Origin of the sequence: Thermocoleostomius sinensis A174 (assembly GCF_026802175.1) — a bacterium.
Lineage (GTDB): Bacteria > Cyanobacteriota > Cyanobacteriia > Elainellales > Elainellaceae > Thermocoleostomius > Thermocoleostomius sinensis.
This window is the reverse complement of record NZ_CP113797.1, coordinates 2527040-2539335: the sequence shown is the minus strand read 5'-3', so window position 1 is coordinate 2539335 and position 12296 is coordinate 2527040. Positions and strand designations below refer to the sequence as shown.

Here is a 12296-nt window from a genome sequence, read left to right as displayed (position 1 = left end):
CTGGCGCAGAGTGCTGAAGATTAATGGACTGCAAAAATCCTATGGGTCGCGATCGGTGCTGCAAGGGCTGAGTTTGCAGATTCCGCCCGGTGAAATCTATGGGCTATTGGGGCCGAACGGAGCGGGAAAAACCACAACGATCAACATTTTGTGCAATCTCCTGAAAGCTGATGGTGGCACGATCGAAATTAACGGTTGGCCGGTTTCGGAAGCAACGAAACGCTGGATTGGGGTGGCTCCGCAAGAAAATCTCATCTACCGCAGCCTCACCTGTGCTGAAAATCTGGATTTTTTTGCTCGTATTTACGGACTCTCGAAGATCGATCGGCAGGAACGGGTGCAGCGGTGTTTGAGCGATGTGGGATTGTCCGATCGGGCCCACAGCCCAGCAGAAACGCTCAGCGGGGGAATGCAGCGACGATTGAGTATGGCCATTGCCCTGATTCATCAACCCAAACTTGTGGTGTTGGATGAACCTACTACTGGATTAGATATTGAAGCCCGTTACGAAATTTGGGACTTGATTCGTCAACTCCAACACCAGGGCATGACGGTGCTGTTAACTACGCATTTACTCGACGAGGCAGAGCGGCTGTGTAAACGGATTGGCATTTTGAAACAAGGACAGATTGCGGCTGAAGGAACGTTGGCAGACCTGCGACAGCAAATTGCAGCGGCCGAAATTCTGACGATGCAAACGCCAGCGCCTCAACAGGCGATCGATCGGGCCCGGTCTCTTGGTCTTCCGCATCGCTACTACGGTAGTGATTTAGCGTTTTGGCTTCCAGAGGTGCTGGAGTTTAAAGATATCATTGCCTACTTTGACGGTATTCCGCTAGATTCCATTGCGCGGCAACCTGTGCGTCTAGAACATATCTATGTGGAGGTAACGCAGGGCGATCGGTTTAGATAACATTGTACCCAATAATTTTATCTTTATAACATCCTTAACAAAGCCATTATTCAATTACTTTTGTCGTTGCTGATAAGTTAGTAAATTATTCGTTTGATGATATCAATAACGTTGCAATCTCCAGTTGTTAATGTCACCATAGTGACCTGTATCTTAACGCATATCTTAATCGAAATTTCATTACTTTTGTTTGGGAGTGGATTTTTCAACTTCCTTCAATTTCAAAATATCCGATGAGCCATATTTTATGTACACAATTGCTTTCATACATTTTTTAAAGTTGCTTCCGTTTATATTTGACAAAACATCATCTTAGCGATTGCATCTTACCACTAATCTCTCAGCGTTTGACCCTGGCTTTTCGAAGGCAAGTTACAGCCGCCATTCGATTGTTCAGTACATGTGCAATCTAGTAAGTGAAAGTGTGAGATTTCCCTGAAATGGTGATTTTACTGCGTCCAGCGGTAGTTTTTTTAGATCAAGCCCATTTCTGGTTGATTCTATTTCTGGCTGATTTGTAGGGGCGGTTTTTGGGCCGTCCTTAAACTAAATTCCTTGAACTCGATTCAGCGAGCGGTTTTTTGATTCCAGAGATAGACGAAGGCTTTTTCATTTGTTTGTTAACATAAATTCATAAAACGATAAAAATCATAAAGATAAGCCTCGCTATCAGGCGATCGGTCACTGGATGAAATCTGGTGCTTTGTTGGCTTTTGTCTGTAAATGGCTGAATAGTGGACGGGACAAAGCGGCTTGAGAAGGTTTGCATGTATGGCTGGAGTTTGGTTGCCAAAGGAGCACATTTTGGTTGAAACAAGTTTGGTTGAGACACAGATTCTCTCGCCTGTGGAAAGTCTGCCGATAGACTTTGCTGCCCGTTTTGGAAGAGCAGTTGGTCAACCGGTACAGGGGTTTGGGTTGGTAGTGGCTATGCTGATCCTTGGTGTATGGGCGGTAAGTTTAGGGTTGCTTCTGTCGTTGCCGATCGCTGAGATGTCTCTGTGGTTTAAGGTGTTGGCGGTGTTCTGGCAAACATTTTTGTGGACGGGGCTTTTCATCACGGCCCATGATGCTATGCATGGTTCGGTCTATCCTGAACAGCCTATGATTAATCATGCGATCGGTAGGGTGGCTGTGCTCTGTTATGGGCTATTCTCCTATCAAAGTCTTCTCAGAAAGCATTGGCTGCATCATCGTCATCCAGCCAGCCCTCGTGATCCAGACTTTCATGATGGAGAGCATGACAACCCGTTGCGTTGGTATGTTCATTTCATGATTCAGTATTGGAGTTGGCGTCGATTACTGGGGCTGGTGGTTCTGTTTCAGATCGCTTGTTATCTTCTGCATACTTCCTATAGCAGTGTGATGTTATTTTGGGCTATTCCTTCTGTTCTCAGTTCCATTCAATTATTTTTCTTTGGTACTTTCCTACCACATCGGCGACCAGCGGGTGGTTATTCTAACTCTCATCACGCTCAAACTACTGCGTGGCCTATCCTTTGGTCGTTTCTTACTTGCTATCACTTTGGCTACCATCAGGAGCACCATGAGTATCCTCATGTTCCTTGGTGGTTGTTGCCATCTGTTCATCGGGCAAAATGCTTCAACACACAGAAAAACCACCAAGGAAATGATGGGCAGCATTGTTAGGCAATGAAGCAGGCAATGAAGTGATCTTGGGAGTGCGAATGGGTTGTCTTAGTCTAGACTTATTTGTATTTTTTGAGTCTATATAGGAGAGTTTGAGTCTCAATTGACTCGGACCTGGTTCATGCTGGCTTAATAGCTTAACGGCGAATCGATGATTGCCGATGTGTGCAACATGGTCTAACTAAACCTCCCTTGATGCCATCTAGCCAATACTGTGAAAGCTTAATTTGGCTAGCCAACGAGTGCTTTGGAGCGCCCCTGCGTTTTTCAATGACAATTGACCCGTTGCGGTACACGCAAATAACCAGATTTTTGAAATCTTTGCTCTGGGCGAATTTCAAGCAGAGCTTAGTCAAATTAGGACTAGATTTGGACTAAATTTTTCGCTTCAACTTAAGTCAATATTTAAGTAAAAGGACTTAGTAAGGAGCAATCGATCGCCCTTCTCCTAGGTTGCCTGCAATCAAATCCTCTAGCACATTCCCTACCTTTTCAGGATAATCCACCTCTCCAAGCTGCCCTCACGATCCAACTTTTTGCTTCTAGCCTGCCAAACTTCAGAGGAATTGGCTTGAAGCCTCAAATTTGGAAAATTCAGACATCGAGTGCACAACTCTCAGCTAGTTTCCCTTAATCAAATGAGACTCATTAAATTAATTTAAGTCTATAAATAAGCAAATTGAGACTTTTATGAGACAAAGGTAAGACTCATAATTTTATTAATAGACTCATAAAAACATTTAAGACTTAAATAAGACCAGATGAAAGACGAATAAGACTCATTTTGTTTCTAAAAGATTGCTTTGGATATTGTTTCTCTGAAGACACACTAGGAATTTCCATAAAAAATGGGGGTAGCCGCTGCCCATCAGCCAACCCCAACTCCACAACTTTCTCGCAACTCCACAACTTTCTTGATCGACGCTTCCTTTACTCCTCCTTCCCTTTCAACAACTGCTCAAACGCCGCCTGTTCCTTCATATTTCCCACCACCAATAATCGATCGCCCCCCTCCAGCATTGTTTCAGCATCCGGATAGCGATACAGTCGATTGAGGCGCTTAATCACCATGACCGTTGCCCCCGTCAGACCTCGAACATTCGCTTGTGCCAATGTTCTGCCAACCAACAGCGAATCGTCGGGCAGCGTATACCACTGTCCACCTAACCCACCTATCGCTGCCTGTAAATCAGCCGCCACCGCATCCTCAGACTGTTCTGGAATAATTTCCCGATAGCGACCTGCCCGATAATCATTCACAATTTGTTGCGCTCGATGAGCCGGTGTACCCAATTGCAGCAGCATATGTGCCCCCATCTCTAGCGACGCCTCAAACTCTGGTTGCACCACCTCCTTTGCCCCCAGTTGATACAGCGTATCAATCTCCTGATTCATATGGGCCCGTACCGTCACATCCAGCGACGGAGCCAAACTCATCGCTCGTTTCAGCGTTAACCGCGTCGCTAATGGATCGGGCAATGCGATCGCCATCGCTTTAGCACCAGGTAAATGCGCCTTTTCCAGCACCAACTCACTTGATGCATCCCCATACAGATACGAAATTTGTTTTTGGCGCAAACTAGGCAGCGTTGCTTCATCGTTATCAATCACTAGCACCTTGTGCCCCTGCGATTGCAAAATTCGTACCAGCGTTCGACCTACACGCCCATAGCCGGCCACCACAATGTGATTGGCGATGCCCTCCTCCACCTCCATGTAACGTGGCACTTGGCTAGCCCGCATCATCCCCCCAATTCCAGGCAACTGTTCTGCTAGCGCAAAGAAATGCGGTGTTAGCTTGAACCAAAACGGAGTAGCCAGCAGCGTAATTGCCGTAGTGCCTACCGTTAGTCCATACCATTCTTGCGAAAACACGCCCAGCCCTCGCGCTACCCCTGCCAGCACAAACGAGAACTCTCCAATTTGATTAATGCCATTTCCCACCGTCAGCGCCGTCTTCAGCGAATAGCCAAACAACCGCACAATCATCGTCACAATCAACGCCTTTCCCACCATGACGATCGCCACCAACAGCAGCAAGAGCCAGCCATTTGCCCACAAAAACACTGGATCAATCAACAGCCCGATCGACGCAAAAAACACTGTCGCAAACACATCCCGCATCGGCAATACCCGATCGAGCGCATGATCCGCTGACTCCACACTCGACACCATCAACCCTGCCACAAACGCGCCCATTTCAATCCCCAAGCCAATCCTGGCCGTCACCAATGCGATTCCCAAACACAGCACCAACACTCCCAGCAAAAAAAGCTCCGGCGATCCTGTTCGTGCCAGATGCCGCATGATTAAAGGAATCACCCAAATCCCCACCGGAATAGCCACCACCCCAAACAGCACCGTTGTCAGCACTGCCCGAAACAACGCAGTACCAATTACCTCAGGCGGCTGTGTCAGGGCCGGCAACACCGCCAGCATCAACCCCAAGGCCAAATCCTGCACAATCAAAATTGCCAGCATAATCTGACCGTGCGCCGTGTGCACCTCATTACGTTCCGTCAAACTCTTCAGCACCACCGCCGTCGAAGACAGTGAAAGCACAGCCCCCAAAAACACGGCTTGTGACAGCGTCTTTTCCGGAACAACTAAATAAACCAAGCCACCCCCAATCAAAACCGTCAAAACGATTTGCAGCAACCCACCGCCCAGCGCGATCGTGCGTACCTTCAGTAAATCCTTAATCGAAAACTCCACCCCCAACGCAAATAGCAACAGCGCCACCCCTACTTCCGCCAACGACCTCACATCGCTTTCAGCATGAATCCAGCCCAACACTGGGCCCACCAGCATCCCTCCCAACAAATAACCCAGCAGCACTGGTTGCCTTAACCGATTCATCAAGTATCCCAAAACCGTTGCAGCCGTTAATACCACAACCATTTCGAGCACCAGCACCAATTCAGCTTCCATTAACCTGCATCCCTCTGCGACAAGTCATTGGCTTCATCTCTGTTGTATGCCAAAACTCAACCAAAACGCCCCTTCGCCCCACTAGAATAAGCATTGCTCCGCAATAAGTAGGATCACGATTACTCATTAACGCGATGTGCAACTTGGAATCATGCAACCAATGCATCCAGTTGCAGCGTAGATAAGTCAAGTTGACGGTTGAGCCAATCCCCCAGGGTGTGAACGCAACCATTGGCGGTGATGCGACGACGAAAATGTCACAGATCCTATAGTCTGGACACTTTTGCGCCCAACCACCCTCATCCCCAACCCCTCCCCAAAAGCGCGAAGGGGAACCGGATTGAGGGTGAGGACCGAAATAATCAGTTATATCTAAATTCAGCTATATCTAAATTCAGCAACGCCGAAAAATGTACTGATACAGCAGTCCTAGAGCGAGGCATCCTGCCAAATATGAGCTAAAGCCAAATATGAGCTAAATTCTTCTCGCTAAGAATGGCTACGACAGCGCCCCTCCGATTGACAACGCCGCTGATTGCGCTCAGCCACGATCGTCGCTAAATCCGGTCGTCCAGTTAACCGCAAGCGCCAGCCTGCCCAAAGACCATACAGCCAATCAGCCAACGCGCCCACAAGCGGTAACTTGGTGACAGCATAAATCCAGCCCATACCCAGCGCCTCGTAGACTTGCCGAAATACTTCCACATCCCGAATGACCGTACCATCTGGCAACACTGCATGAATGCGACCCATCGCCGTTTCAAAGTCTACACCACCGTTCTCATCTGGGTTGTAATTGTCATCGGCAATATCCACTAAAGCGACCAATCCCCGCCCTGCATCCCGCTTCCGCAGAAAGTTGACCTCGCGCAAACACAGCGGGCAGTCTCCGTCATAGAGCAGCTTAATCTTCCAAGATGGGTTCGTTTCAGATGGAGTCATCTCCGGAGGCAACGTTGGCTGAGCGGGAAATGAAGACATAACGCAACAGGATGAAGAGCAGATTGCAAGGGTTACTGAAGCATCTTTTATTGATTGTAACGAAAAATTAAGGGTGTGATTGAATTCGGGCGTGATTTGCCAACTTTGACCCCAACTGTTAGAGCGTTTCACGAAAGACCCTGACGCGATCCATCCGATCAGCAACACCAAATTACGTCTCAGCGGAAAAGGTAAGCCCGTTATGAAGCTTGATAGGTTAGATATGTTCCCAGGTTGCCTTCCGCTACTATAGCTGTGGATTTAACCATTCAAACGAAGAGGTGATAGGGATGTCCGATCGAGTCTTGGTGACAGGTGCAACCGGAGGAGTAGGTCAACTAACAGTTGCTAAGCTATTAGAAACAGGGCGAGCGGTGCGGGTGCTAACGCGAAATCCACAGAAAGCGCAACAGATGTTCAACAGTCAAGTAGAAGTGGCGATCGGCGACATTCGCAAACCTGAGACACTGCCCAGCGCCATGCCAGGCATTACCCACCTAATCTGCTGCACCGGAACCACAGCCTTTCCCTCGGCTAAATGGGATTTTGCGATCGAGGCTGACAATCCTTTACAACAAGCTCTTGAATGGGGTCGCATATATGTCGATGCCGATTACCGTCGTCGAGTTGCCAGAAACAGCCCAGAACAAGTAGATGCGGAAGGGGTTCGCCATCTAGTTGCTGCTGCCCCCCGTGACCTAAAACGGTTCGTCTTTGTCTCGTCCTGTGGTGTAGAGCGCAAAGATCAACCACCCTATAATCTACTCAATGCCTTTGGAGTGCTAGATGCCAAACAACAGGGCGAAACGGCGATTGTGCAGTCGGGGTTGCCCTACACGATCGTGCGGCCAGGACGGTTGATTGACGGGCCATTCACATCCTATGACCTCAACACCCTGCTGAAAGCCACAACGGGCGGCAAAACAGGTGTAGTGCTTGGAACTGGTGACAGGCTGAACGGACAAACCAGTCGAATTGATGTTGCAACGGCTTGTGTCGAATGTTTGAACCATCCCATCACCGCAAACAAAACCTTTGAAATTATCAATCAAGGCACTAGACCAGACACAATCGATTGGGCAGACGTGTTTGCACCGTTGCAATCGTTGCAATAATTAATCTTCAGAGTTTTTCAAGCTCTCTGGGGTCCTGTCGCATGGGGTGTTTAGGATTCCAAATCCCTAGCCCTAGAAGCCGAGCTTTTTCTTGGGCATATCTCAGCCGCTGCTCATATTTGAGGTTGGGCGCTCGCGATCGCGCCAATACCAACCCTTCCTCCACCAGTACCTCATTCAGCAGGGTACGATGATGCCAAAGATAGGCCAGACGCAAAGATTGTCCATTGGAAGTGACGCGATCGGTCTCAACATCAAATTCCAGCAACACGCGGTTGTCTGGCTTAATTAAAGTCTCTAACCGCTGCCGGGCCACCCGACTCCATGGCTGTTGCTGTAACCAATCGGGAGCATCAATTCCCAAAAGCCGCACAGTTTTCTGTAACGGATCACCTCCAGTAGAATCCAACACTTCGATCGTTTGACCGCTAACAACCCGCGTCACCTGTACCCAGTCTCCGGTTGGCATAATAGTCCGTTGACAACCCACAATGCACAAACAGCAACCCACTAACCCACAAAGCGCAAACAATCTGAAAAAATTAAGTTTCATAACGGTAAAAACAGGAAAAACTAAACACTAAAATTCCCGGTTTTATCCGTTAGTCTTCATCTCTTCAATCCTTGTTTTCATCCTCTATTCGTTACTCCTCGTCCAGTGGCAAACCGCGCCTGACCTTGCCTTTGCCAAAATATTGACCAAATTGCAGTTCATAAACTTCATCTTCATCCTGAGTCTCCACAACTAGATCAGAACAAGCATAGCTAACACATAACAATGCATAGCCCTGTTCTCGCAACTTAGGAGATAAGCCCACTGCTTCTGGTTGACGTAACTCACCCGCAATCACGCGCACTGCGCAAGTAGTACAGGCTCCATTGCGACACGCAAATGGCAGATCAACCCCTTGGCTTTCGGCCGACATTAAGATGTAGCGATCATCTGGCACTCGAACAGTGTAGTGGGTATTGTGCTGGCGATCGTGAATTTGAACAGTGTAAACCTGGGGCATGGATCTGGTCACGGGTTAAATGGTTAGAAAAGCCACGAATAGCAAAATGACAATTGTTACAGATTGAACTCCTTAACGCCTATGATAGTAGGAGGTGGAGCCTTGCACAAAAACACTTTACAAGGACTTCCGAAGTGATGCAAATTCTGCTAGAGTAATAATTCTGTGACTAGTGGTAGACATTGGCTCAAAGCTTAGGGAGAGATGGCCGAGTGGTTGAAGGCGCAGCACTGGAAATGCTGTTTACTCGTAAGGGTAACGAGGGTTCGAATCCCTCTCTCTCCGTTCTTAAACCCAGATAAATCAAGGTCCAGCCAGGGAAGCTCTGTTCTAGAGCTTTGATGATGTGTCAGTCAAGTTGCCAGGAAACATCTCACGGTGCAGAAATTGAAGGGTAAGGGATATGCGGAAAACTAACGTACCCGATGGGGTACGCATGGCTATGCGCCCTTACAGCAGATTTCTTCCAAGACTGGGATGCCCTTTTATTGCAGATTCCTAACCCTTCAGTCCTCAAACGGTTTCCCGTGCTGCAAGGTGAGCCTTGATTTCTGGACGCGATCGCCATACGGGGCGTAGTTCTTTGCGGGCAGACAGTTCTAGCTGATCGCCACTATGAGGGGAATGGGGTTGAGTCGCATTGCCGTAACTGGTCAAAACCATTGCTCGTACCGGATCAGCAAATTCGATCGCCGCAATGTGGCTGTCTCCATGAACGGCTCGAAAGCGATCGTCTGCATCGGGAGCAAAACTCAGCACCTGGAAAATTCCTAGATAACCAGGTCCACCATTCGCAGGGAAATCAACCTCACCCATCCGCAGCCGAAAAACGTCGCCCCAGGAAACATTGAATGAGTCATACTGAGCTTCAACCTCGGCTGCCACTGTTTCTAGTACCGCGATTGCCTGAGCGGGATTAGCTAAACCATCGGGAGTGGTGAAGGGTGCCGTTTCATCCCAGGGAATGGCAAATAGGTTGGAGAAGTCCATTGCTTCAGCCCAGGCAGCAAACAGTATGGCTCCCCGACTATCAGCATTAGTTTGACAATCCCATGTTGCTAAAACCTCAGCAGCACGCTGGGCGAATTCTTCACCTTGCTACTCTGCGAAATGCCAGAGCTTTGCCATTGTGCTCTGCGACGACTGGGCCATGAACCGATCGTCTTACTGGTAAAGTCTCTGAGCGCAGAGTGCCATCCGCCTGCCGCACTTTGAGCATTTGTTCAGTCTGCTAATGCTCGCACTGATTCATCAAACTGATAGCCGCCTGCCGTTAAGGTGAGTTCATAAGCATCCCAGCCGTCGTGGGTATTAATGGTGTGTGTCCATCCGAAATATCTGGTTCGGATTCCAGATAATCTTCACCTCAGTATTCGGCAGCACGTCCTCGTGACTGTCCGTATAACCTTAAGATGAGGTTCCCATGACTTTTCGCTTGTGCTCATCCAAATGCATGAAAAAGTTGTTTATTATTGTTGGCAAAAATATGGGGAACTCTATAGGTATCCCAGAGGATTTCAGTTGTCGTTGTGCTGATGCTGGGTTTGAAGATTCCACTCATCAGCACAATAAGCAAGCTTAGGAAAATCGAAATCAGGCGCAAGCGAACTTTCTTTGATCGATTTGATCGATCGAGCGATCGTCCTATGAATATTAAATGTTGCATATTTTTCAGACTCAGTGACAACTGAAAGCTCACGCTCAATGGCATTCACTTACCGTCATTCGCTCACATTATTCTCAGTCGGGTGATTGTTACGATTGCACCAGCATGGAAAGGTAAATATCAAGAAATTGGACTCTAATTTTCTAGTAGGCTTGTTGAGAAGAGTGCTATTTAGCCTAACCGTTAATTATTAACCGATATTGTGAGACAGTTTGTCAACCTGCTGATGCTGCCAGCATTACCCGCCGCTCCGTTCGCCTATTAGTCATGCAAAATTATGCAAATCCGTTGGCATCAATATCAGACTGTTCTGATGCAGTACTTGAAACCTCAGTGGTTGCGGGTTCTTGTGCTACTGGTGATCTTGCTAGGAGGGACAGGGCTACAGTTGCTCAATCCTCGGCTATTGGCAAGGTTCATTGATACAGCGATCGCAGGTGGATCAATCACAACCTTACTTCAATTTTGGGTACTTTTTCTCGGCATTGCCGTTGCGATTCAACTCCTCTCTATTGCGGAAAGCTATCTGGCTGCGGACATTGGGCTACGAGCAACCAATCAGTTGCGATCGCACCTTGCCCTCCACTGCCTGCGGCTGGACACGTCCTTTCATCACCAGCAGCCACCAGGCGTATTGATCGAACGAATTGACGGGGATGCTGATCGGCTCAATGTTTTTCCAGGTTGGGAGTATTCTCGATCGGGGGCGATCATCAATGATCTGATTTGCATCCCCTGATCTTCCTCAAGGGTTTCTACTAATTGACTGGCAGGCGCGACGATCGGATGGTCTGTCCAGATGGTATCGTCCCAAGGTTGAGGAATCTCAGCGATAAGCCAAGGCTCATAAGTTCCAGCAGACCCGATCGGGTCTTCGCCATTGGTTTTGGAAATCACGGAGCAAAAACGACAATCGCGTTCCAGCGTATTAGCTGTCATAAATACCTCTCGTTTTGGATAGTCAGACCAGTGAAAGCTGTTTGCGCCATATTTCTCATTCTCATAACAATTCGAGAAAAGTCTGTGCGTATTGATTCACTGCTTTTAGCCATCAGAATTGTCTACCAAATATTGAAATAGGTCATCAAGAATTAGGTTAGCAACAATTGGTCCTCCAGCACCTCCCCATCTTTCAGGTGACACTTCATAAACCTGACCAGTTTGCACCGCATTAAGTTGCTGCCAAATGGGGTTACTAAGAATCGTTTCAACTTTAGAACTGGGATATTTAACAATAAACAGAATATCCGCATCGTGTTCTGGTAATACCTCTAAACTAAAGTTCTTCTCTTGAAGCAGCCCTTCTTGGCTCGGGGGTCGCTGCAAACCAATATCCGAAAAAATTTGACTAATATGATGAGTTGCATCCGGCGTTGAGAGGGGTTCACCATAGACGTGAATTACGGACACTTGAACTTCATTGAGTTGATCCCCTATTGCTTGCCTGAGCTGCTCAACTCTCGTTTGATACTGAGTTAAAACTTGATTAGCTTGATCGCTTTTTCCAAGAACTTCCGCAATGTAGCGAAACCTATCTTTGAAAGAATCAAACTGATTATGATCAATCACTACGGTCGGTGCAATGGACGAGAGTGGGCTGTAAATTTGATGATGCAAATGATGGGTAGCAAAAATTAAGTCGGGATGAAGTGCAGCCATTTTTTCTAGGTTTGGTTGCTCCATACTTCCAAGGATTTCAATTCCTTCAGATTGTTCAGATGTTAATCCTCGAAATACAATTCCTTCCTCAGATGCATAGGTGGTTGCAGCGATCGGTTTAATACCCAGAGCAATAACAGGATCAAGAATGATAGTGTCATGGAGAACGACAATTCGCTGCGGCTCAGTAGGAATTCTGGTTTCGCCAAGGGCATGGCTCACTAACTGAGTTGAACTTGATGCAGGCATCTCTCTGGTTGATGAATCTGAAGAGAGATTTTCGCCACAAGCGATCGTCAGCAGACTGATGAGTCCTGTGATCAACAACCATTGTCCCAACCGATTTTTTTTAACCGTCATACTCCCTA

At 47.7% G+C, this 12296-nt stretch carries 9 protein-coding genes, 1 tRNA gene and 1 pseudogene; 5 read left to right on the top strand and 6 right to left on the bottom strand.

Annotated elements, in window-relative coordinates:
• Positions 1-10: 10 nt before the first annotated feature.
• Positions 11-913 (top strand): ABC transporter ATP-binding protein, encoded by a 903-nt coding sequence (locus OXH18_RS10950; protein WP_268612819.1) that lies wholly within the window; start codon positions 11-13, stop codon positions 911-913.
• Positions 914-1684: 771 nt separating this feature from the next.
• A complete protein-coding gene (gene crtW / locus OXH18_RS10945; RefSeq protein WP_268612818.1) occupies positions 1685-2563 on the top strand; it encodes a beta-carotene ketolase CrtW in 879 nt (292 codons plus the stop codon).
• 930 nt (positions 2564-3493) lie between these two features.
• On the opposite strand, the gene OXH18_RS10940 is transcribed toward crtW, so the two are convergent.
• Both OXH18_RS10940 and OXH18_RS10935 read right to left on the bottom strand, forming a co-directional pair.
• Positions 3494-5494, bottom strand: a complete 2001-nt coding sequence (locus OXH18_RS10940; protein ID WP_268612817.1) for a cation:proton antiporter domain-containing protein — start codon at positions 5492-5494, stop codon at positions 3494-3496.
• A gap of 489 nt (positions 5495-5983) precedes the next feature.
• Positions 5984-6475 (bottom strand): thiol-disulfide oxidoreductase DCC family protein, encoded by a 492-nt coding sequence (locus OXH18_RS10935; RefSeq protein ID WP_268612816.1) that lies wholly within the window; start codon positions 6473-6475, stop codon positions 5984-5986.
• 290 nt (positions 6476-6765) lie between these two features.
• Between OXH18_RS10935 and OXH18_RS10930 the strand changes: the two genes are divergently transcribed.
• The gene (locus tag OXH18_RS10930) at positions 6766-7590 is read left to right on the top strand and encodes an SDR family oxidoreductase (protein ID WP_268612815.1); all 825 of its coding nucleotides are present in this window, start codon (positions 6766-6768) and stop codon (positions 7588-7590) included.
• 7 nt (positions 7591-7597) lie between these two features.
• Here OXH18_RS10930 and OXH18_RS10925 read toward each other — a convergent pair whose 3' ends face one another.
• Together OXH18_RS10925 and OXH18_RS10920 are read right to left on the bottom strand one after the other, a co-directional pair.
• A complete protein-coding gene (locus OXH18_RS10925; protein ID WP_268612814.1) occupies positions 7598-8143 on the bottom strand; it encodes a thermonuclease family protein in 546 nt (181 codons plus the stop codon).
• A 91-nt stretch (positions 8144-8234) separates the two neighbouring features.
• A complete protein-coding gene (locus OXH18_RS10920; protein WP_268612813.1) occupies positions 8235-8603 on the bottom strand; it encodes a 2Fe-2S iron-sulfur cluster-binding protein in 369 nt (122 codons plus the stop codon).
• A gap of 198 nt (positions 8604-8801) precedes the next feature.
• On the opposite strand from OXH18_RS10920, the gene OXH18_RS10915 reads away from it, so the two are divergent.
• Positions 8802-8888 (top strand) — tRNA-Ser (locus OXH18_RS10915).
• A gap of 228 nt (positions 8889-9116) precedes the next feature.
• On the opposite strand, the pseudogene OXH18_RS25490 reads toward OXH18_RS10915, so the two are convergent.
• Positions 9117-9626: pseudogene (locus OXH18_RS25490) on the bottom strand (penicillin acylase family protein); the annotation flags it as partial.
• A gap of 920 nt (positions 9627-10546) precedes the next feature.
• Between OXH18_RS25490 and OXH18_RS10905 the strand changes: the two are divergent.
• A complete protein-coding gene (locus tag OXH18_RS10905) occupies positions 10547-11008 on the top strand; it encodes an ABC transporter transmembrane domain-containing protein (protein WP_268612812.1) in 462 nt (153 codons plus the stop codon).
• Between the two features lie 305 nt (positions 11009-11313).
• On the opposite strand, the gene OXH18_RS10900 is transcribed toward OXH18_RS10905, so the two are convergent.
• A complete protein-coding gene (locus tag OXH18_RS10900) occupies positions 11314-12288 on the bottom strand; it encodes an ABC transporter substrate-binding protein (protein WP_268612811.1) in 975 nt (324 codons plus the stop codon).
• Positions 12289-12296 lie beyond the last annotated feature (8 nt).

Bases quoted from the DNA above. Each gene is read 5' to 3' on its own strand.
- OXH18_RS10940 (WP_268612817.1), bottom strand. From the start codon at position 5,494: ATGGAAGCTGAATTGGTGCTGGTGCTCGAAATGGTTGTGGTATTAACG.
- OXH18_RS10900 (WP_268612811.1), bottom strand. From the start codon at position 12,288: ATGACGGTTAAAAAAAATCGGTTGGGACAATGGTTGTTGATCACAGGA.
- OXH18_RS10925 (WP_268612814.1), bottom strand. From the start codon at position 8,143: ATGAAACTTAATTTTTTCAGATTGTTTGCGCTTTGTGGGTTAGTGGGT.
- OXH18_RS10920 (WP_268612813.1), bottom strand. From the start codon at position 8,603: ATGCCCCAGGTTTACACTGTTCAAATTCACGATCGCCAGCACAATACC.
- OXH18_RS10905 (WP_268612812.1), top strand. From the start codon at position 10,547: ATGCAAATCCGTTGGCATCAATATCAGACTGTTCTGATGCAGTACTTG.
- OXH18_RS10935 (WP_268612816.1), bottom strand. From the start codon at position 6,475: ATGTCTTCATTTCCCGCTCAGCCAACGTTGCCTCCGGAGATGACTCCA.
- OXH18_RS10930 (WP_268612815.1), top strand. From the start codon at position 6,766: ATGTCCGATCGAGTCTTGGTGACAGGTGCAACCGGAGGAGTAGGTCAA.
- crtW (WP_268612818.1), top strand. From the start codon at position 1,685: ATGGCTGGAGTTTGGTTGCCAAAGGAGCACATTTTGGTTGAAACAAGT.